The 21332-nt window shown below is 58.3% G+C and carries 14 protein-coding genes; 11 read left to right on the top strand and 3 right to left on the bottom strand.

Going from position 1 to position 21332, the window contains the following annotated elements:
* The first annotated feature begins 153 nt into the window (after positions 1 to 153).
* The 9 genes from guaA to B3C38_RS12155 all read left to right on the top strand — a co-directional run bounded on the left by guaA (position 154) and on the right by B3C38_RS12155 (position 11555).
* Positions 154 to 1683, top strand: a complete 1530-nt coding sequence (gene guaA / locus B3C38_RS12190; protein WP_278809479.1) for a glutamine-hydrolyzing GMP synthase — start codon at positions 154 to 156, stop codon at positions 1681 to 1683.
* 623 nt (positions 1684 to 2306) lie between these two features.
* Positions 2307 to 2738, top strand: a complete 432-nt coding sequence (locus tag B3C38_RS12185; RefSeq protein ID WP_278809449.1) for a BACON domain-containing protein — start codon at positions 2307 to 2309, stop codon at positions 2736 to 2738.
* Positions 2739 to 2937: 199 nt separating this feature from the next.
* Positions 2938 to 4566 carry a hypothetical protein gene (locus B3C38_RS12180; RefSeq protein ID WP_286727265.1) on the top strand — a complete coding sequence of 543 codons (1629 nt, stop codon included), beginning with the start codon at positions 2938 to 2940 and terminating at the stop codon, positions 4564 to 4566.
* Positions 4567 to 4664: 98 nt separating this feature from the next.
* Positions 4665 to 5882 carry a DNA/RNA non-specific endonuclease gene (locus B3C38_RS12175; protein WP_286727263.1) on the top strand — a complete coding sequence of 406 codons (1218 nt, stop codon included), beginning with the start codon at positions 4665 to 4667 and terminating at the stop codon, positions 5880 to 5882.
* Positions 5883 to 5892: 10 nt separating this feature from the next.
* Positions 5893 to 6924, top strand: a complete 1032-nt coding sequence (locus tag B3C38_RS12170) for a nuclease (protein WP_018696861.1) — start codon at positions 5893 to 5895, stop codon at positions 6922 to 6924.
* A 15-nt stretch (positions 6925 to 6939) separates the two neighbouring features.
* Positions 6940 to 8412: a carboxypeptidase-like regulatory domain-containing protein gene (locus B3C38_RS12645; protein WP_414630913.1), complete on the top strand. Its 1473-nt coding sequence runs from the start codon at positions 6940 to 6942 to the stop codon at positions 8410 to 8412.
* Complete coding sequence (locus B3C38_RS12640) at positions 8394 to 9776, top strand: hypothetical protein (protein WP_414630912.1); 1383 nt, start codon at positions 8394 to 8396, stop codon at positions 9774 to 9776. Before B3C38_RS12645 ends, B3C38_RS12640 begins: the two co-directional genes overlap by 19 nt.
* A 15-nt stretch (positions 9777 to 9791) precedes the next feature.
* Entirely contained in the window at positions 9792 to 10946 is a 1155-nt protein-coding gene (locus B3C38_RS12160; RefSeq protein WP_286727262.1) for a DUF5689 domain-containing protein, read from the top strand.
* A gap of 114 nt (positions 10947 to 11060) precedes the next feature.
* On the top strand, positions 11061 to 11555 hold the full coding sequence (locus B3C38_RS12155; RefSeq protein WP_022333000.1) for a 3'-5' exonuclease: 495 nt from the start codon (positions 11061 to 11063) through the stop codon (positions 11553 to 11555).
* Between the two features lie 69 nt (positions 11556 to 11624).
* Here the strand turns inward: B3C38_RS12155 and B3C38_RS12150 are convergent, their stop codons facing one another.
* The gene (locus B3C38_RS12150; protein WP_055203258.1) at positions 11625 to 12884 is read right to left on the bottom strand and encodes a porin; all 1260 of its coding nucleotides are present in this window, start codon (positions 12882 to 12884) and stop codon (positions 11625 to 11627) included.
* Between the two features lie 270 nt (positions 12885 to 13154).
* On the opposite strand from B3C38_RS12150, the gene tpx reads away from it, so the two are divergent.
* Together tpx and B3C38_RS12140 are read left to right on the top strand one after the other, a co-directional pair.
* A complete protein-coding gene (tpx, locus tag B3C38_RS12145; protein WP_022332999.1) occupies positions 13155 to 13661 on the top strand; it encodes a thiol peroxidase in 507 nt (168 codons plus the stop codon).
* Positions 13662 to 13681: 20 nt separating this feature from the next.
* The gene (locus tag B3C38_RS12140) at positions 13682 to 13957 is read left to right on the top strand and encodes a putative quinol monooxygenase (protein WP_022332998.1); all 276 of its coding nucleotides are present in this window, start codon (positions 13682 to 13684) and stop codon (positions 13955 to 13957) included.
* Positions 13958 to 14074: 117 nt separating this feature from the next.
* Here the strand turns inward: B3C38_RS12140 and B3C38_RS12135 are convergent, their stop codons facing one another.
* Positions 14075 to 16387, bottom strand: coding sequence for a BamA/TamA family outer membrane protein (locus B3C38_RS12135; RefSeq protein WP_022332997.1), 2313 nt, complete (start codon positions 16385 to 16387; stop codon positions 14075 to 14077).
* Positions 16368 to 21086: a translocation/assembly module TamB domain-containing protein gene (locus tag B3C38_RS12130; protein WP_022332996.1), complete on the bottom strand. Its 4719-nt coding sequence runs from the start codon at positions 21084 to 21086 to the stop codon at positions 16368 to 16370. Before B3C38_RS12130 ends, B3C38_RS12135 begins: the two co-directional genes overlap by 20 nt.
* Between the last annotated feature and the right edge of the window lie 246 nt (positions 21087 to 21332).

Here is a 21332-nt window from a genome sequence, read left to right as displayed (position 1 = left end):
TAAGGATTCGAGGTCTTCCTTGGCAACGAGAAGGCCCGGAGGAATTTTAGGCCTGAAACCGGCGTCGGAGACGCCGTAGAGTGAGTCCGGCGAGTTTCATGGCTTGTAAATCTTCCGAAATTGATGAACCCCGATTCGTCGGACTTACATTATATTATGGAAAAAATCCTGATTCTCGACTTCGGGTCGCAGTATACGCAGCTCATCGCGCGGCGCGTACGCGAACTGAATGTCTATTGCGAGATCCACCCCTTCAACAAAATTCCGGTGCCGGATGCTTCGGTGCGGGGTGTGATTCTCTCGGGCAGTCCCTTCTCCGTGAGGGACGAGCATGCCCCTGCCCCCGACCTTTCGGCCATCAAGGGTAAACTGCCCCTGCTGGGTGTCTGCTACGGCGCGCAGTTCCTCGCATCGGCCTTCGGCGGTGAGGTGCAGCCTGCGCCCAGCCGCGAGTACGGCCGTGCGGTGCTTACGGTGGGCGATGCCGGTGACCCGCTGATGCGCGGCCTGCCTGCGACCACGCAGGTGTGGATGTCGCACGGCGATACGATCACGTCGGTGCCCGCGAACTATAAGATTGTGGCCAGCACCGAGGACGTGCGCGTGGCTGCGTTCCGCATCGAGGGCGAGCAGACGTGGGGCATCCAGTTCCACCCCGAGGTCTACCATTCGACCGACGGCACGCACCTGCTGAAGAATTTCGTCGTGGGTATCTGCGGCTGCAGGCAGGAGTGGACGTCGGAGAGTTTCGTGGAGGCCACCGTGCGCGAGTTGCAGGAGAAACTGGGCGACGACAAGGTCGTGCTCGGGCTTTCGGGCGGCGTAGACTCGTCGGTGGCCGCCGTGCTGCTGCACAGGGCCATCGGCAAGAACCTCTACTGCATCTTCGTGGATTCGGGCCTGCTGCGCAAGAACGAATTCGAGGACGTGCTCGAGTCGTATAAGAACATGGGCTTGAACGTCAAGGGCGTGAAGGCCGGCGACAAGTTCCTGGGTGACCTGGCTGGCGTGAGCGATCCCGAGACCAAGCGCAAGATCATCGGCCGCGATTTCGTCGAGGTATTCAACGAGGAGGCGATCCGGATCGAGGACGTGCGCTGGCTGGCGCAGGGGACGATCTATCCCGACGTGATCGAGTCGGTGTCGGTCAACGGCCCCTCGGCGACGATCAAGTCGCACCACAACGTCGGCGGGCTGCCCGAGAAGATGCACCTCGGGATCGTCGAGCCGCTGCGCCTGCTCTTCAAGGACGAGGTGCGCCGCGTAGGCCGTTCGCTCGGGATCTCCGAGCAGCTGATCGGGCGCCATCCCTTCCCGGGGCCCGGCCTTGCGATCCGTATCCTGGGCGACATTACGCCCGAAAAGGTCGGAATCCTGCAGGACGTGGACAAAATCTACATCGACGCCCTGCGCGATGCCGGACTTTACGACAAGGTGTGGCAGGCGGGGGCCATCTTGCTCCCGGTGAAGAGCGTCGGCGTGATGGGCGACGAGCGAACCTACGAGAGCTGCGTCGCACTGCGTGCCGTGACCTCGACCGACGGCATGACCGCCGACTGGGTGCACCTGCCCTACGAGTTCCTTGCCAATGTGTCGAACGACATCATCAATAAAGTCAAAGGGGTCAACCGCGTCGTCTACGACATCTCCTCGAAACCGCCCGCAACGATTGAGTGGGAATAGGGTATGATCCCTGCGCGGCCGCTGTGTGAGGCAGGCCGCCGCCGTATTGCAATCGTTGCCGAACCCGTTATTCGGCATGGCCTGCCCGGACGTTTACAGTCCGGGCAGGCTGCTTTTGTGGCTGGGTGGTGTGGTCGAGCGGCTTTGCCGGCTGCTGCAACGTGCGTGTAATGCCATATTCCCGGGATTGTAACGGGACTGCCGCAACGATGAAATAGCCGTAGGGTAATTTTGCAGCATCGGAAACGATGCCGGTTTATGACTCCTGCCGATGCAATCCGCCAACCAGCCTTGAAACTTCGCCCGTCCCGGTTTCCGGGGCGGAATTTTTTTTGCCTGGCCGAAGGTGCGCCAGGGGGGCGGTTCCGGACGGAAGCCTCCGCCGATGCCTTGATTTGGGTGCTGGCGAGGCTGTATGCCGCACGGGTTGTCCTTTCCGAGGCAGCATGGAACGTTTTTTTGCTATGTAACGGAACCTTAACAGTAAATATATGCCGAAATCCTTTTGTATTTTTGAAATAAAAGTTATCTTTGTAATAGTTTCCCCTTTAAAAAACGGAAGAATCGTAAGTTATTTTTGCAAACGGATATTAGTTTATAATCACCTAATTAAAACTATTTTTATGAGTAAACATCTTTTTAGGTTGGTCTTCGGTGCATTTTTCCTTGTGGCTGCCACGGCATTTACGGGATGCTCCGACGACGATGACAAGTCGCTGACGCCGAAGTTGACGGCGGATCCGACGGCGCTTGATTTCACCGATGAGACGGCGACGACGCAGACCGTTGCCATCACGGCGAACTGCGAATGGACGGTTACTGCAAGTAACCTGGATTGGGCTACCATTTCCCCGATGAGCGGCAAAGGCAACGGAACGATCTCCGTTACGGTTTCCGAGCTGCCCGCCGGTACGAACCTGCGCGAAGGTAAGATCTCCTTCACGCTTATCCACCCCGAATTCGGCAAATGGGGCCAGGCCGAGTCGTCCGTAGCCGTGAAACAGTACGGCAGCGGGGTTACACCCCCCCCCCACGGGCGATGCTATCTATGCTAACGATTTCGATAAGGAGCAGGCTCAAAAGGGGGCAGATGGTAAGTTCCCCTTCGCAGATGCATTCGAGGGCTGGAAGAATCAGACTGGTACGGGTGCCGACAATGTTGCTTATAAAACGAGCGGTATAAGTGTTCGTTCGAATTCGCCTTCGAACGATAGCCATTCGAAGTACAAGGACGACGCTTCCGGTGTCAACAATATGTTTTTCGGAACGAGCGGTGTTTTTGAGATTCAGAAAATCGCACTTGAATCTACCCAGAAGAACCTTCAACTTACGTTCGGTTCATACCGTAGTATTTTTGAAGATAAGGACAATGCCTTCAAGACTTCGGAGTTCCATGTATATCTGAGCAAAGACGGTGAAAACTGGGCGGAAATTACCTATGACCGCCCTGTCGGGGACGACGAGCACTCTAACTACGGTACCTGGGCTTTGGCGACGGCCAATTTCACGCTGAAACAGGTGCCTTCGGAACTTTACATTAAATTTACTTCGGATCTTACATCCGCACACCGTATCGACGACGTGAAACTTTTCGAGGGCATCGGTGGTACGGAGGTCGACCTGGACAATATTACTCCTCCTGTAACTGAAACGAAGACCATTGCTGAAGTCATTGCGGGTTCGGTAGGCGCGACCTATACTACGCAGGGACAAGTCGTGGCGATTAACGGACGTAGTTTCCTGATTCAGGACAATAGCGGGAAGATTCTGGTCTATCTTGGATGGAAAGATAATAAGCCTGTGGTAGATTATTCCGCTACGATTGGCCAGACTGTCAAGGTGACCGGCAAGACGACTACTTACAGTAAGTTGGTACAGTTCTCTGAAACCGACCTGGTAATAGAAAAGGTATCTGACGGTTCCTTCACACAGCCTACTCCCGAAAAGTTCGACGGAGCCGCTTTCGATGCCTATGCGGCAGCCACTCCCGTTATTAAATATATCGAATATTCGGGCACGCTTACGATAGACGGGTATTACTATAATATAGCTGTCGAAGGTACGGATCTGCAGGGCTCTCTGGCATATCCCGCCGATGGTTTTGTCGATGCTTCCCTTAATGGACAGGTTGTTATTGTCAAGGGTTATACGTTAGGTATGACCAACCAGAGTAAGATGCTTAGCACGATTGCCGTATCGGTCGAAAAGGATGGTGATGCACCCGCTGAACCGAAGATTACCAAGCTCGACCCGACGTCGCTTTCTTTCGCTGCGACGGACAATGCCAAGACCGTGACGGTCACGGCTGCCAATGCCGACGACTGCACGATCGAAGCCGCTACGGATAAATCGGAGCAGTTCACGACCTCCGTAAACGGGATGGTTGTAACCGTGACGCCCAAGGAAAACACGACGGAGCAGGTTATCACCGCCACGCTGACCATCAAACTGATGAAGGCCGGTGCTGCTGTGGATACCAAAACCGTTGCGATTTCGCAGTCGGGAAAATCATCAGGTAATGAACAGTCTGTTACTATCTCATTTGCTGGTGGTGATGCCAAGAATCATGATGAGATTCCCTTCTCAGAAGGAGCCCTTTCCGCTGTATTTAAAACAGGCAACCATACAACAGCTCCTCGATGGGATGCAAATTGTGTTCGATTCTACGGTACAGCCGATAAACATAATACGCTTACTGTATCGGGTGCAACAATTACGAAGGTTGAATTCAAGCTTAATGGGTCGTATAAAATGGAAGGAATGACTCCTGATCCGGGAACAATTTCAGAAAATATATGGACAGGAAATTCCGACAACATTGTATTTACAGCTGGATCGGCTCAAACTCGTATTGAAAGTATTACGGTAACTTATTTGCAATAACTTATTTGCTTTCTTAATAATCCATCCCCGGCGGATTGGCTTCCGCCGGGGATGATTGTCGGATTTTCTACCTGACATTTTTATCTGCAAATTCCCACATGATTTTGACAAACGGGTTATTGAAACTTTTCGGGCGGGCTATGGTGCTCGGGGTGCTCCTGCTGGTTTTCGGGCGGTGCGGTTCCTCCGACGACGGCACCCCGGCGAATATTTCCGCGGTGTTCATGGAAACCGAGACGACCACGCTCGACGCCAAAGGTTATGCGACCGATCCCCGGCTCGTACTGACGGGGCCCGTAGGTACGGTTTACACCGTCACCGTGACCGAAGGCGGCAGTTGGTGCTGGACGTCGCGCAGGACGCATACCACGACCAAATCGGCGAAACTCGTTTCGGCGAACGATGTCGTGTACCTCTACCTGGACGATAATGAAACGGGCGCTTCGCGCCGTGCCGCGGTCGATGTCGTTTTCGACGGCGGGCACGAATTCACGTTGACGATCGACCAGGCGGACTACTCGGTTCCGGCGTCGATGGATCACGCGTGGGCGGAATTGCCCGCCTATGTCGAAGACCCTGATTACCGTTACGTAACACATTACGCGCCGCTCTCTTCGACTGTGACGGCACGTAACTTTACGATCTGCTACGACACGAAGAAACGTATCGCCAACTGGGTCGCCTATCCGATCCATTCCTGTTACCGGGTTGGAAAATATGAGCGTTCTAATGCATGGAAATACGATCCTGAAGTGCCGGAGGAATTTCAGGTCGATTTGAGCCGCGGTTCATATAATGGGCGGCCTATCCGCGGGCATCAGTGTATGTCCTACCATCGTTATGTCAGCTATTCTTCGCTATTGAATGAGCAGACGTTCTATTCGACCAATATTATGCCTCAGGATCCTGATTTTAATAGCGGGTCGTGGGGGGATTTGGAAGATCTTACCCTGAAATATATTTCATATCCCGATACCTTGTACAATGTTACGGGAACTTATGGGGTACAGGGATATACGACGGATAAAGAGGGGAATCGGGTCGCGATTCCACAGTATTGCTGGAAGGTGCTGCTACGTACCAAAAGCGGCAGGACGGGGAAGCGGATCGACCAGATTACCGATGCATCGCAATTGGCGGCAATCGGTTATTGGGCTGAAAATTCCTCAACCACGACCGGGAATATAAAACAATATATCACGAGCGTTGCCGACATCGAAGAGAAAACGGGTTATAAATTCTTTACGATGCTCGACGAGGCCATTGCCGCCGACGTGAAGGCACAGAACAATCCCTCGGACTGGGGTATAAATTAATCTGAACTATATGAAGAAACTGCTTTTTACCGGGCTTTTCGCAGCGCTGATCGTCGCCTGCTTCGCCCAGAAACCCTACAAGGTCGTTTTCTACAACTTCGAAAACCTCTTCGATACGATCCGCAACCCGGAGATTTACGACGAGGAGTTTACGCCCGAGGGGCCCAAGAAGTGGAATACGCCCAAGTACACCAAAAAGATCAATAACCTTTCGCGCGTGTTGTTCGACATCGCCGCCATCAACAAGGACTACCCGGTGGTGATCGGCGTTTCGGAGATCGAGAACCGCAATGTCATGGAAGACGTGATCGCTACGCCCAAACTCGCCCCGGCCAATTACCGCATCGTGCACTACGATTCGCCCGATGCCCGCGGCGTGGACGTGGCGTTCTACTACCGTCCCGACGTGTTCAAGCTCGAGGGCAGCGCCCCGATCCCGTTTACGATGGAGAGCCTGCCGAATTTCCGCACGCGCGACGTGGTGACGATGTGGGGGACGATCGACGGGGAACCGTTCTATTTCATGGTGGCCCACTGGCCTTCGCGCCTGGGCGGCAAGGAGGCTTCGGCACCCAAGCGCGAGCGCGCCGCCGAGATCATGCGCCATGCCGCCGACTCGGTGCTGGCGATCAACCCCGCGACCAAGGTCGTGATGATGGGTGACTTCAACGACGACGCCACCGACAAGAGCATCACCGAGGTGCTCGGCGCCGAAGGCAACATCCGCAAGCTCCAACCGGGCGGATACTACAATCCCTTTATCGACATGCTGAAGGCGGGCATCGGTTCGCTTGCCTACCGCGACCAGTGGAACCTGTTCGACAATATCGTCGTGTCGGAGAATCTCGCTACCGGCTCGACGGGTTCGCTCAAGCTGGAGCGTGCCCCCAAGGGGAAATATTACGGCAATATTTTCCGTGTCCCCTATCTGTTCCAGCAGGAAGGCCAGTACAAGGGCTACCCGCTGCGTACGTTCGTGGGCAACAATTTCCAGGGGGGATACAGCGATCACCTTCCCGTATTCATTTACATCGGTAAATAACCCAACAAAGTAATTATGAAGATCAGAGCTTTACTTGTTATCCTGCTCACGCTGGCCTGTGCCGGGGCGTATGCCCAGGACGGGGGCGTCAAAGGCAAGGTCGTCTCGCGTGACGGCCGTGTCGCACTGAGCAATGTCAAGGTGGTCGTCGAACCGCTTGGCGTCACCGTCATGACCGACAACCACGGTAATTTCAATATCGACCAGCTGCCCAAAGGGGAATACCAGTTGAAATTCGAAGCCCCCGAGTTCGAGAACCTCGACCTGGCGGTTCGTGTCGACAAGATGGTCAAGAACCTCAATTCGGTGGTGATGTCCCCCGATGTGCAGTATGTCATCGACGACGCCGTGTTCGCGGAGTTCGACTCCGATACGGCGGCCGACGGGCAGTCGCTGCCTTCGTCGCTTTCGTCGTCGAAGGATGTCTTCAACAACATTGCCTCGTATAAATTCAGCGAGATGCGTTTCAACGTGCGCGGTTACGATTCGCAGTATTCGAGCATCTACCTGAACGGCATCCGGTTCAACGACGCCATGACGGGCTATGGCCCCTGGTCGTTGTGGAGCGGCCTGAACGACGCCACGCGTAACCAGGAGAATACCGCCGGGCTGCGCTCGTCGGGCTACGGCATCGACGGCATCGGCGGTACGACCAATGTCAATGCGCGCGCTTCGCAGATGCGCAAGGGCTTCCGTGCCAGCGTCGTGAACGGCAACTCGATGTACCGCTTCCGCGCGATGGTTTCCTACGCTTCGGGCCTGCTCGACAACGGATGGTCGTACGCCTTCTCGTTCTCGACCCGCCAGGGCGGCAACTCCTATGTCGACGGGGTGTACTACAATGCCTACGGTTACTTCGCATCGGTCGAAAAGCGTTTCGGCGGCGATCGCCACAACCTGGCGCTGACCATCCTGGGCGCACCGACCGAGCGCGGAGCGCAGCAGGCGTCGACGCAGGAAGCCTACGACCTGTTGAGTAACAACTATTACAACCCCAATGTGGGCAAGCAGGACGGCAAGCTGCGCAACTCGCGCGTGCGCGATTACCACGAGCCGATCGTGATGCTCAACTACGGGTTCGACATTTCGTCGAATACCAAACTTGCCGCCGCGGCTTCGTTCCGCTTCGGCAAGAACGGCTATTCGGCCCTGACGTGGACGGACGGCCCCGACCCGCGCCCCGACTACTACCGTTACCTGCCCAGCTTCTACACGAACCGTATCCTCCAGTTGTCCGAGGGCATCGAGAGTTCGGATCTGGGGACGTACAACGACCTTGCGCTGCGTTCGATGCGCGAGTGGATCACCGACCCCAGCAAGAGCCTGATGGATTACGACAACATGTTCCGCATGAACTACAACCGCAACAAGTCCGGGGCTTCGGGCATCTACATGATCGAGGAGCCCATACCGACCAGCGCGATTTCAATTTTGCGGCCAACATCGCCCATACGTTCCGCAACCAGTCCGTGCTGCGCGGAGGCCTGACGGCGCGTGTCAACCGCACGGAGTACTACGACGAGGTGAAAGACCTGCTCGGTGCCGACTACTGGCTCGACGTGGATAAGTTCGCCCTGCGCGACAACGGCAACTACAACCCGCTGCTTTCGCAGAACGACCTGGATTATTACCTCAAGCACGGCGAGGCCCGCCGCGTCGGGGAAGGCGATAAGTTCAGCTACGATTACTACGCCAACCTGCGCCAGGCACAGGTCTGGGCGCAGTATTACGCCTCGTTCGGCGGTTTCACGATGAGCCTCGGCGGCGAGGTCGGCTATACGGCCATGTGGCGCGACGGCCGGCTGCGCAAGGGCCTCTTCGCGAACAACTCGCTCGGCAAATCGAAGACGCTCGACTACCTGACCTACAAGCTCAAGGGCGAGTTCTCGTACCGTTTCTCGGGTGCGCACGCCATCGACGCCAATGTGGCCTACATGGTCAATCCCCCGCAGTTCCGCGACGCTTTCGTTTCGGCGCGTACCCGCAATACGACTACGCCGGGCCTCGATTCCGAGAAGGTACTCGGCGTCGACCTGTCGTACAACCTCAATCTGCCGTGGATCACGGCGCGCGTTTCGGGTTACTATACCTCGGTCGCCGACCAGTCGAAGGTTATCTCGTACTATGACGATACGCAGTCGTCGTTCACCAACTTCGCCATGAGCGGCATCGACAAGCGTTACTACGGCCTCGAAGTGGGCGTCGTGGTTCCCATCTGGGGCGGCATCTCGTTCAACGGTGCCCTGAGCCTGGGCGACTACCGCTATACGTCGGACGCCAACTTCACACAGACGCGCGACAACAGCGAGGAGGTGCTCCGCGGCGACAAGGTGCTCTGGGACGACCTCTACGTCGAAAGCACGCCGCAGACGGCGCTCAACCTCGGTCTGAGCTACCGCGGCCCGCGCAACTGGTTCGCCTCGGTCGATTTCAACTACTACGACCGTATCTACCTCTCGATGAACCCCGCGCGCCGTACCCGTGCCGCTTATGCCACGGTACTGCGCCCCGACGAGGCGGCACAGCTTCCCGGCGCCGTGAAATACACGGCGCTGATGAACCTGCGCGAGCAGGAGAAATTCGACTCGGCCTATACACTCAACCTGAGCGTCGGCAAGAACTGGTACATCCACCGCATCTACCAGCTGGGCTTCAGCCTCGAGGTGAAGAATATCCTCAACGACCAGACGATCCGCACGGGCGGTTACGAACAGATGCGCCTTTCGCGCCGTACCTATGTGAACAAGGAGGGTGCGGCCGCCCAGCCGATCCAGTACTACGTACCGTTCGATTCGAAGTACTTTTACCTGCTGGGGACGACCTATTACCTGAATGTATATTTCCGCTTCTAATACGATATGACGATTATGAAAAAGATATTTCAGTTATGTGCCGTGCTGGCCGTGATGTTTGCGGTTACGGGGTGCTATAATGATTTCGATGCGCCGAAGCCCGCCAAAGTCTATACCGACGAGGATTTCGCGGGGATGAAGCATATCTCCATCGCCGATGTGAAACAGATGTTCCTCGATGAGCACAAGTCGCTCGGTGTTATGGGCAGCAACTCGAGCTGGGGCGATACGAAGTATGTACAGATCGGCCAGTCGTCCGACGGGCTGGATTACTACATCAAGGGCAAGGTGCAGTCGAGCGACGAGGAGGGCAACGTCTACAAGTCGCTCTACCTGGTGGACGATTCGGGTGCCATTGAGGTGAAGCTCACTACGGGGCTCTATTTTACCTATCCGATGGGGCGTTTCGACAAGGCCACGGGTACGATCCCCTCGAACTGGGTCTATGTCAAGGTCTCGGGCCTCTATATCGGCAACTACCGCATGATGCTGTCGCTGGGCGAGGGGCCTACCGATTCCTACAACAAGGTGGGCGAACATAAGTTCTATGCCAACTCGAACATCGAAGATCCGACGGAGATCCGCAAGCGCGTATTCCTCGGCGGGGAGACGCAGCTGGAGCTGGGCAAGGAGATCCTCGAGATCACCGAGGCCAACTGCGACGATTTCTTCGGCCAGAACGGGCAGCAGTATTTCGGGCGTCTGGTGATCCTGCGCGGCGTTACGTGTCGTTACGGGACGGTGGGGTCGAACATTTATCCCGCGTGGATGTATACCGACATCCGTCCGGTGATGAACAAGGTCTGGTACCGCTGGGCATTTAGCAACGACGGTACGAACCTCTACGGTTCGGTGCTTTTCACCTATGACAGCACCCTGCCTTCGACGACCAACAAGAAGGGTGTCTATACGGTGCGCACGAGCGGTTATTCGCGTTTCGCCCAGTATCCCGTCGTCCGCGACGGCGCGAAAGGCGATATCATGGCCATCTTCGGCATCTACTCCAAGGACTGGACATACAACTACGGCGCTTACCAGTGCACGGTCAACTATTTCGACGACATCATGTTCGACAAAGACGCCTTCCTGACGGAGGCGGAGGTCGAGGAGCTGACCCCGGCCGATTCATGGGTTACGCCCGACACGTCGGACGACGAGTATACCGAATAACCCGCTCCGGCAGAAACGACGGCCGCCCTCGGAAAGGCGGCCGTTTTTTCGTTGCCGGTGATACCGGGAAGCGTTAAAATCCGTATCTTTGCGAAGGATATTCACTCCTGACCGATGAAAGATTTTGCAGCCATAGATTTCGAGACGGCCAACGGCCGGCGTACGAGCGTTTGCTCGGTGGGCGTCGTCGTGGTGCGTGGCGGCGAGGTGGTCGACACGCTTTACAGCCTGATCCGCCCGCGTCCTAATTTTTACAGCCGTTTCACCACGGCCATCCACGGCCTCAGCTACGAGGATACGGCCCAGGCGCCCGATTTCGCCGACGTGTGGAAGCAGATTGCGCCCCGTATCGAGGGGCTGCCGCTCGTGGCGCACAACTCGCCCTTCGACGAGGGGTGCCTGCGCGCCGTGTTCGAGTTGTACGGGATGCCTTATCCCGGCTACCGGTTCTATTGTACGTGCCGTGCCTCGCGCAGGACGTTCGGCAGCAGCCTGCCCAACCACCAGCTCCATACCGTGTCGGCGGCGTGCGGTTTCGACCTTGCCAACCACCACCATGCCCTGGCCGATGCCGAGGCGTGCGCGCGGATCGCGCTGAAAATCCTGTAACGGGGTTCCTGTCCCGAAACAGAAACTCCCGGCAATAGCCGGGAGTTTTCGTATTTTCCTGTTGCCGGGTCAGAGCCCCAGCTCCAGCTGGAAGCGGATCTCCCAGCGGTTGTAATCGGGGTCAAACGATTCGCTGCGGTGGTTGTACGACATGTCTGCCTGTACCTTAAGGCTGTGGCCGATGATGTAACGGGTGACGCCTACGGTCGTCTGGTTCCAGCGTTTGTACCCCGCAAAGGGTTGTACTTCGTGCTCGGGGAAGAGCGTCGAATTACGCAGGGCGACCTCCCATTTCTTGTCGAACAGGTAGCTGGTCTGTATGTTGAGCCCCTGCCCGCTGTATACGAAGGCATTGCTCTGGGGGTCGAACAGCGGTCGGTCGCAGCTGCGTCCCATGAAATCGGTATAGAATGCGAATCCCCGGTACTTGAGGATGAAATCCGCAAAATAGGAGCCGATGTTGCGGGTCGCGTCGTCCGGCATGACGGCGCCGCGCTGGCCTTTCAGGCGCGATGCCTTGTGGTTGTAGGAGTAGGCTCCGGCCACGAGTATCTTGACCTGCTCCTCGCCTTCGAAATCTCCCTCCATCACGTCGCCTTTCGACTTGAACCGCCCCAGCGGGTAGAGCTCCAGCCGTCCCGTGTAGGCAAGCCCGCCGTTGGACGAACTGCCCCAGTTGCGGCCTTCGCCCAGCGTCACCGAACCTTTGGCCGAGAGGTTGAAGCCCTCGCCCCCGCGCATGTTGTATTCGCCGAAGAACCCGAAATCGCGGTCGAGGTTGAACTCGCTGTTGACGATGCTGCGGTCGACAAATTGCAGGGCGCTCGAAGAGTTAATGCGCGCCCGGTTGGCCTTGATCTTGGTCTGCCCGAACCCGATGTTCCACTTGGGGCTGGGGACGTAGTAGACGATTGCGTCGCGCACAATGTTCATATTGCCGTTGGGCAGCGGTTCCGTGTCGTAGGAGGTGAATCCCAGCTGAACCGAATAGACCAGTTTCGGGGAATAGATGTACCCGTCGAAGCGCAGGCGCAGGCGCTTGACCTGCGCATCGGTTTTCGTGAGCGTGAAATCCTTGTCGAACGAGAGTCCCACCATGTTCTGCATCCGGAAGCGCATCGTCAGTGAGAACCAGTTGCTTTTGGGACGGAACGTGATGCCCTTGCCGACTTCGAGGTTGGGCATGTTGCGTACGCGCTCCAACAGTTCGTGTTCGTCTTCGAGCGAATCGGCGGAGATGAATTCGGTTTGCCTCAGTGGCGAGCGTTCCTGTGCTGTAGCGATTGCGCAGCTGCACGTCAGCATGAGCAGAAGGAGTGTCTTTTTCATGTCGGTCTTGTCTGTCTGTTTGTTTCGTTTTGTTTCGTTTCGGCCGGGTTCGGGCAAAAATACAAAAAATATGCTCTTACCCGGTTAAGTCGCTGCAAAGTTGGGCGGTAAACCTGAAAAGAATATGAAATAGCCGTTGGAATCTTCCCGAAAAGGAACTAAATTTGTGGTGCGGCATCCGTGCACGGTTTCCGTTGGCGGCATGTCGCCTGCCGGACAATAAACCTGCCGGTTTTACGTTTTATGAAACGACAGAAAAATAAAAAGACGATGACAACGACAAAATTCAAGGGCACGCCCGTGCATATCGACGGCGAATTCATCCGGGCCGGCGCCCAGGCTCCCGATTTCGAATTGGTAAAGGGGGATCTCTCCCCGCTGAAACTCAGTGACCTGAAAGGCAAGCGCGTCGTGCTGAACATATTTCCCAGCCTCGATACGGGCGTCTGTGCGACTTCGGTGCGAAAATTCAATAAGCTGGCATCTTCGCTGCCCGACACGGTCGTCGTGGCCGTGTCGAAAGACCTGCCTTTCGCGCAGTCCCGGTTCTGTACGACCGAGGGTATCGCCAACGTCGTTCCCGCGTCGGATTTCCGTGCTGCGGGTTTTGCCGGCGCCTATGGCGTGCTGATGGCCGACGGCCCGCTGGCTGGGTTGCTCGCCCGTGCCGTGGTGGTGATCGACAAGGCGGGGAAGGTGGTCTACACCCAGCTCGTGCCCGAAATTACCGAGGAACCCGATTACGATGCGGCCGTCGAGGCCGTGAAAGCCTTTTAAACTTAATTAAATAGAACGAAATGATACGATTGAATGTTTTTATCCGTACGACGGATTCCAACCGCGAGGAAGTGGTAAATACGGCCAGGGAACTGGTGGCGGCTTCGCTCAAGGACGAAGGCTGCGTGGCCTATGACCTGTTCGAAAGCACTACGCGCAATGACGTGCTGATGATCTGCGAGACGTGGAGCGACGCCAAGGCGCTGGCCGCGCACGAGCAGGCGTCGCATTTCACGACCCTCGTACCGCGCCTGCACCAGCTCGGCGAGATGAAACTCGAAAAGTTCGTCTTCTGATTCGGTGTCCATGCGGCGGGAAATCCGTTCGCCTTAGAAGGAAAGACAGATATGGAACAGGCCGGCTGGTAATACCAGCCGGCCTGTTCGTATTCGTAAGGATGACCTGCCCGCACTTTAGAACGGATAGCCGATCGCCAGGTGGAACCCGAGCCCGTCCTTGAAACTGGAGATGTTGTAATACCCCGTCTTGTCGGGATTGGGGTAGGGGGTGTGGATGCCGATTCCGAGGTCGGCACGGATGACCAGGTAGCTGATGTCGTAACGCAACCCGAATCCGGTGCCCAGCGCGATTTCATTGAGCAGCCCTTTCCATTTCAGTTCCGCACCGGGGCGTTTGGGGTCTTTTTTCAGCAGCCAGATATTCCCGGCGTCGAGGAAAACGGCGCCGTTCAGGCGTCCCATGATGCCGAAGCGGTATTCGACGTTGGCCTCCAGCTTGAAATCGCCCGTCTGGTCGAGATAGCCGTTGCGGTCGTTGGCCGGGGGACGGTAGCTGCCCGGCCCGAGCGACCGGATCGTGAAGGCGCGGATGCTGTTGGCGCCCCCGATGTAGAACTGTTCGCTGTACGGCATCACCTCGGAATTCCCGTAGGCATATCCCACGCCGACGAGCAGCCGCGTCGCCAGCCAGTTGTTCCGGCGCCCGATGCGGTGGTAGAACTTCACTTCGCTCACCTCCTTGACAAACTGCGAAAAGCGGTTTCCGAACAGATGCTGGGGCTGTTTTTCGCCGAACAGGCTCAGGATGCCCGAGAGGAGGTTCCCGGCCGAGGTGACGCTGTTCTGCCAGTAGAAGCGGCGGTTGCCGGTGCTGCCGTAGGTCTTGTCGAACGTATAGGTATAGTTGATCGACGGTACGAACTGGTTGCGGAAACTCATGGCGATGGCCGGGTTCTCGTCCATCGTCTTGTCGAAGGCTTCGGTCGTGTGCAGCAGCTTGTTGTAGGTGAGTTTGAATACGGTCAGCGAATGGCGGCTGTAAGGCGAGGTCTGGAAATTGTATCCTGCCGAGCCGCTGAACGCGATCAGCCGGAAGAAGCTGGGGCGGTTCATCAGGTCGACCCCGAGTTGGAACGTCGTGCTCCCGGGGTATTTCAGCCTGCGCGTGATGAACGACGGCAGCAACAGCCGCGGAATGCTGAGGTTCGCATTCAGTCCCAGTTCATAGGAGTTGAGCCGTGAGGAACGGCCGCCGGAGTTTTTGTTGCCCGTCTGCCATTCGTACGAGCCGTTCAGTTTCAGGGCGAGGACTTCGCCGCCCCGGAACAGGTTGTTGTTGCTGACCTTGAAGGTGATGCCGGGGCCGATGAAGCTGTTCGACTTCGAGGTTACGTCCGTTTCCAGGGCGGCTTCCAGCGGATAGTCGAACTGCGCGTCGATGGCGACGTCCAGCGTGTCGGAGCCCCGCAGCGAGTCGAGCGGCGTGACGCTCAGGTTGACGGAACGGAAAATGCCCAGCTTGTTGAGGTCGGTCTGCGTGCGGTTTTGGGCATCTACCGTGAAGAGTTGCCCGCTTCGGAGTGTGAGGGCCCCGGACAGGATCCTGGGGCGGATTTTCATCGGCCGCTGGGCGATGACCGTCGCATTGGGCAGGCGGAGCGTGTCCGTCGGGCCGGGTTTGATGTTTGTCAGCCGCACCGTGATGCCGCCCACCCGGTAGGGCTTGAGCGCCACCTCCGGCAGGTTGGGCTTGAGGTTCAGGCGCAGGTCGACCTGCCGCAGACCGGAGGTCGTATCGGCCAGGTATTCCAGGTATTCGGGACGGAAATAGTAATATCCCCTGTTGCGCAGCAGCTGGGAGATTCGTTTGCGTTCGAGCGTGAGGCTGTCCATGTTGTACTGCGCCCCCACGCGGAGCAGGGACGTGGCCCGGAGGCTGTCCATGAGATGCTCCATGCCGCTGTCCACCTCCGGGTAGGCGATCTTCGAATAGTGCCAGGGCGGCGCTATGCCGAGCGTATAGTACACCTTTGCCTTCCGCCCGTGTTTGCGGTAGAGCAGGGAGTCTGCGGCGTGCGAGCCGAAATAGCCGTAATTTTCGAGCACCTGTTCCGCGACCTTCGTCCGGAGCCGGGGCTGTACCTTCGAGATCAGCACGGGCTGTTTGGCCAGCCGTTTGAATAACCAGTATTTGAATCCCTTTTGCCTGGGCGTGTAGAGGTAGTTGTAGGCCCACAGCCCGATCGGCAGCGGGGTGCGGATATAGGGGCTGTAAAGCGGGTTGTTCGGGGCGACCGACAGCGGTTCCTTCACGGCCGATTCGGCTGCGGCGGAGAGCACGACGCCCGAGTCGGGTTCGATCCGGATTTTCTTCACGCCCGTATACAACACCTCGTCCGACCCCAGCCGGCGGGTGGTGGAGCAGGCCGCTACCGACAGCACGGCGCAAACCAGGATGCAGGTATTTCTAATGTGTGCCGGCCTCATCTCGTTTCTGTTTTTTCGCTTTGGGTTTCGTCGACTTGAACAGGTCGCCCAGCCTCAGCAGTTTTTTCCGGATCACGAAGCCCACGCCCGTTTCGGTGATTTCGCCTTCGAGGATGCTTTCATACCCGGTGTGGCGGAATACTTTCAGGTACATGTTGTCGCGCTTGGTCAGCATGTATTCCAGCGAAATGTCGTCGATCAGGTTCTCCTTGAGGTTCTGCGACGGGTCGGCGTCCGTGCTGAACTTGCCTCCGATGACGGCGCGCACGCGGTTGCTGAACAGGTTTTTGGACAACCGGTAGGAGTAGTCGGTGCGCTGGCCGTTGGGGTCGTCCTCGCCGTAGGAGTTGATGCCGAAGCTCAGGTCTACGCCCTTCAGGTTGTTCTGCGCCCACTGGTTCAGCTCCTTCTGGATAAACGAGTTGAGCGGGTTCTCAGAGCTGACCTTCGCCGTGGTTCCGGGGCCCGTGTAGGTGTTGTATATCAGCAGGTTCATAGCCTGGTTGGCGCGTTGCTCGGCCGTGAGCGAATTCAACTGGTTCTGCATGGTGAGGTCTTCGGGGGCAGAAAGTCCGAAGCTGACCTCCAGGTTGTCGAGCGAATTGCGGATGTTGATGGAGATGTCGAAATTCACCGCACGGTTGTCCTGCCCGTCCGAGGAGACGTTGGCACGTACGGTCTCCACGGCCGTGATGTTGAAAGCCGGGTCGGCGATGTTCCCTATCCATTCGACATAGCTGTCCGGCGTGATCTTGAAGATTTTTTGGGAGATGATGGGCGGATTGTAGCGTACGCTTCCGCCCGAGAGCACGTATTTCCCCGACAGGCGGACGTCGCCCAGCGGGTTCATGGTATAGGTCAGGTTGCCGCCTCCCTTCAGGTCGATCCGGTTGTTGCCGTCCGCCGAAAGGTCTACGGCCGCCTGTACGTCGTTGTTGATGTCGACATTCACCAGCACGTCCATGCCTCCGATGCGTATTGCCTGCGATGTTTCTTCCTGTCCCTGGGAATCCAGTTCCCGGAACGAGACGAACGTCACGATGTTTTGCGGACGTTCCTTCACGTCCATCGGGGAGTCCTGCATGACGTAGTTGATGTCCGTGCCGCCCAGCAGGGCTACGTTGCCGCGGACGACGAGTTCGTCCAGGGGGCCTTTGGCCGTCGCGTCCAGGTCGAGGTAGGCCTTTCCGTAGACGGCCGTACCATCCTTCCGGGCTACGTCGACTACCTGGAAATCCGACGCCCGGAGCGCGATATCGGCCGTCATGCGGCTGAAATCGGCCAGGTCGACCTCGCCGACGATCGTCAGCGGCTTGCTGTTCGGGGCGAGGAGCGTGTAGTCGTCGAATATGACGCGGCTGTCGTCGATGCGGATCGTGTCGGACGACAACCGGAACGACGTGCCGATCATCGGTACGCGGATTTCGGTCTGTGCGAAGTGCACGCCCCCGTCCAGCCTCGGCCGGTTAGCGGTGCCTCCTGCGTGGATTTTCGCCTGCAACCGGCCGGAGAGGCGGATGAGGTCGTCGGGCAGGAACACGTTGGCCTGCTGCAACGGGAATCCGGGGATCGTCGCCGTGAGGTCGAGCGGGCTTTCGCGCTCTGCGCGGTAATCTCCCCGGACGGTCAGTACCTCGGCGCCGTCGAGCGTCAGCCGCGCATCGGCCACATGTCCCTGATCCTGCTTGTAATAGAGTCCGAAGTCGACGTTGCCGAAGCGCCGTTTGTCGTACGACAGTTCCGCGATGGACAGGTCGCCGCGCAGGGTCAGGCTGTCGGGCGTCATGCCCAGCGTCATTTCCGTACCCAATACGCCGTCGACGGGCGGGGCGGAGGGCAGCAGCCCCAGTGCGGAACCGATGTTCAGGCCCGCGATGTCCAGCCGGATGTCGTCGGACGCCCCCTCTCCGGAAACCGTTTGGATTGCGAACCGCTGGTCGCCGTGCCTCATGTCGAGGTCGGCGTCGATGCTTTTGCCATACCTGTAAACGAGGTAATTGCCGGGGTTTACCGTCCAGGGTTCGTACCCGAATACCGGGTCGGGCGGCGTTACACCCGCCCTGACCAGGCTGTCGTTCCATTCAACGTCCAGCCCGAAACGGAACCCCTCGCGTCCCGCCCGGTTTTTCTGGCAGAGGTTTACCTGGCCCCTATTTCCGGCCACATGGCCGTACAGCCCTGCGAGGGCTACGTTGTCCAGGTTCCCAGGGACGTTCGCCGTGCGGAGGAAATAATCCAGCCGGCGGCCGTCCTGCGCGATGCCTGCCGTCAGCGTGTCGAGGACGACGCCTCCCCAGGTCAGCCTCTCCGCCTTTATCCGGAGGGATACCGGCAGGGAGTCGCAATTCACGCCTTCGATGTCCAGCGCGCCGAACGACATTTTTTTTGTTTTCAGAAAATTATTCAGGATATTTTCGCGTCCGGCCGTGACACTCAGGCTGAAATCGGGCAATGCGGGTTTCAGGGTCTCCATGTCGACGCTTTGTGCCCGTATCTGCCGTGCGAGTATGTCGGCGCTCCGCGTCAGGGCCGGAACCAGCGAGTCCACGGGCCCGGGGGAGACGAATGCCAGCGACAGGTCGCCGGATGCCAGTTTGGCCCGCGTCGCCGTCGTGTCGGAGCTCAACGACAGGCTCGTCGGACGGATGCGGTCTGTGCGGTGCCGGGTTCTGACCTCGATGCTGTCCAGGGCTATCCGGGCCGTATAGCTGCCGGCGTCCGAGGCGGACGCCCCGGCCTCCAGCGCGAACGACCCGCCGATTTTCTGCGGGGAGATTCCCAGCTCTGCCAGGTCGAAATCGAAGACGTTGCCCGTGAGCCTGACTTCCTGTTTCCGTTCGGTCAGCGTGCCCGAGACCAGCAGCAACAGCCGCAGTGCCTCGTCCCGGTCGGACAGGCGGCCGGAAAGCTGTCCTCCTTCGAGGTTTGCGTTCAGCTCCACGCCTCCGAAATCCCTGCCGCGGAACTCCGCCCGGTCAACCTGCAGGCGGATGTTCCCCCGGGTCTGCGCCCGGAGCGGATCGAATCCGCTGCCCCCGGCTTGCAGCGCCAGGTCTAAAAGGCCCAGCGAATCGGCCGGCAGAAACCTGTTCAACGGAAAGCTGTCGCACCGTAATTCGATTTCGTAGGCCTCGCTGCGGGTATCCAGCTGGCCTTGCAGGGCTATCTCCCCGCCGTCGGTCGAGAGCGTCGAAGCGGCCGAGAACGCCCCTTTGTCTGCGCCGGCCGTTCCGCGGAGCCGGATGCGGTCGGGGATCGCTATGCGCCGCCGCAGGGCGGAGTCGGGCAACAGCGCTTCGAGGAACGCCATATCCCTGAAATCGCCTTCGAACCGTGCGGAAGCCTCCATGCGGTCGGGGTCGAGCACGTTTCTCGCCGCCCCGTCCGCCGTGAATGCGACGTGTCCGGGCGAGGAGATGTCCAGCCCGGCTTTTCCGATGTCGCCCAGCGTCCCCGCTGCGGTGAGTGCCAGGCTGACGATGCGTCCGTCGAGCATGGGCGGTATCAGCGCCGGATAGAGGTATTTTAGGTCTTTGGTGTTCACGTCGGCCGTGAGCGCTGCCTTGAGCGGCGAATCCGGAGCCAGTGCCAGAATCCCCTCCCCGGCGGAGATGTTGGCCTCGATCCGGGAAAAGGGCGTTTTCAGGGTGACGCCGGCAAGGGATATGCCCGAGGCGTCCATGCCGATGTCCCCGGTCATGTCGCTCACCGTGAGCCCGCTGCGCTCGGTGAACGCCATGCGGCGGATTTGCAGGGCTATGTCCGCACCCCGGTTGTAGATCGAATCGACCGCCAGGTCGAGCGTCGAGAGGGCGATGAACGACGGGTCGAATCCCGCTGCGGGACGATGGTTCAGCAGCCCGTATTCCGCCCGGTTGTCGTCCAGCACGACGCTGCCGACCCGAACCGTCCAGGGGAGCGACGGCGTGCTGCCGCCGGGGACGGGAGCTGCCTCCTGTTTCTCTTTTCCGGGCACTGCCGGCCCTGTCAGGTAGGAGTAGCCGCCCCGGTTCAGCAGTACGCTTTTCACGGATACCTGCTGGCTGTCGAGCCGTACCCGGCATTCATCCACCGTGCCTTCGGCCAGGCGGACGGAGAGTTCCGATACGGCAGGTGCCGTCCGCATCCCGAAAGCCAGGTTTCCCACCGAGAGTTTCCCGATGCCGATCGTCCACGGCAGTGCGGCCGTGCTGTCCGCTTCCTCTTTCGGAGCCGCTTGCGTTATGTCCAGCCGGACATCGGCATCCGACAGGACGAGGCTGGCGATGCCTGCCGTATTTGCCGAGAGGTCGGCCTTGGCCGCATCCAGGGACAACAGACCCGCCGAAAGGCGCATGTCCATGCCCGCCAGCGAATCCTTGTAGCGGGCGGCGACCCGCTCCAGCCCGAAGCTCCGGATGACGACCTCTTTCCGAACCAGGGGCCACAGGGCGACATCCAGCGAGAGCCTGCCGCAGCTGAGGAGCGTATCGGCCTTGTCGACCAGCAGCGTGTTGTCCACCGACAACCGGAGCGGAAAGGAGAGCCGGAGACGTTCGACGGACAAATCCATCCCGAGCGCCCGCGAGGCATAGCCGACCGCGCGCTTCCGAACGAAATCCTGTACGGCCGGTATGTAGAGCAGGGCGGGAACCAGTATCAGGACGACGAGGACAACGAGCAGCGCACGGAGCGTATATTTGATGATCTTTTTCAGCATTAAAATATAGTGTCGTGTATTGTAACGCCGTATAATACAATGTGTTGGTGCGTGAAAGCGCTCTTGGTTTTACGGGCAGCCCGTAAAATCGTGGCAAGTTACTAAAAATCCGATAATTGCACAACAGCAATTCCCCCGATAAACGGGCTTATTCGAGGTCTCAATCGTCTTTTTTTGATTTCACCCAGCTGCCCGGGCGGTGCCTAAGCGGCTGCCACAGCCGTTGCCGGGGGACATATATCGCAT

This window comes from Alistipes sp. UBA1686 (genome assembly GCF_002320215.1).
Classification (GTDB): Bacteria; Bacteroidota; Bacteroidia; order Bacteroidales; family Rikenellaceae; genus Alistipes; species Alistipes onderdonkii.
Note: the sequence above shows the minus strand (reverse complement) of the source record. Positions and strands in the feature narration are given on the sequence as shown.

Excerpts from the sequence above, each read along its gene's own strand:
- B3C38_RS12135 (WP_022332997.1), bottom strand. The coding sequence starts at position 16,387 with ATGAGGCCGGCACACATTAGAAATACCTGCATCCTGGTTTGCGCCGTG.
- B3C38_RS12160 (WP_286727262.1), top strand. The coding sequence starts at position 9,792 with ATGAAAAAGATATTTCAGTTATGTGCCGTGCTGGCCGTGATGTTTGCG.
- B3C38_RS12175 (WP_286727263.1), top strand. The coding sequence starts at position 4,665 with ATGATTTTGACAAACGGGTTATTGAAACTTTTCGGGCGGGCTATGGTG.
- B3C38_RS12170 (WP_018696861.1), top strand. The coding sequence starts at position 5,893 with ATGAAGAAACTGCTTTTTACCGGGCTTTTCGCAGCGCTGATCGTCGCC.
- B3C38_RS12140 (WP_022332998.1), top strand. The coding sequence starts at position 13,682 with ATGATACGATTGAATGTTTTTATCCGTACGACGGATTCCAACCGCGAG.
- tpx (WP_022332999.1), top strand. The coding sequence starts at position 13,155 with ATGACAACGACAAAATTCAAGGGCACGCCCGTGCATATCGACGGCGAA.
- B3C38_RS12130 (WP_022332996.1), bottom strand. The coding sequence starts at position 21,086 with ATGCTGAAAAAGATCATCAAATATACGCTCCGTGCGCTGCTCGTTGTC.
- B3C38_RS12150 (WP_055203258.1), bottom strand. The coding sequence starts at position 12,884 with ATGAAAAAGACACTCCTTCTGCTCATGCTGACGTGCAGCTGCGCAATC.
- B3C38_RS12155 (WP_022333000.1), top strand. The coding sequence starts at position 11,061 with ATGAAAGATTTTGCAGCCATAGATTTCGAGACGGCCAACGGCCGGCGT.
- B3C38_RS12185 (WP_278809449.1), top strand. The coding sequence starts at position 2,307 with ATGAGTAAACATCTTTTTAGGTTGGTCTTCGGTGCATTTTTCCTTGTG.
- B3C38_RS12645 (WP_414630913.1), top strand. The coding sequence starts at position 6,940 with ATGAAGATCAGAGCTTTACTTGTTATCCTGCTCACGCTGGCCTGTGCC.
- B3C38_RS12180 (WP_286727265.1), top strand. The coding sequence starts at position 2,938 with ATGTTTTTCGGAACGAGCGGTGTTTTTGAGATTCAGAAAATCGCACTT.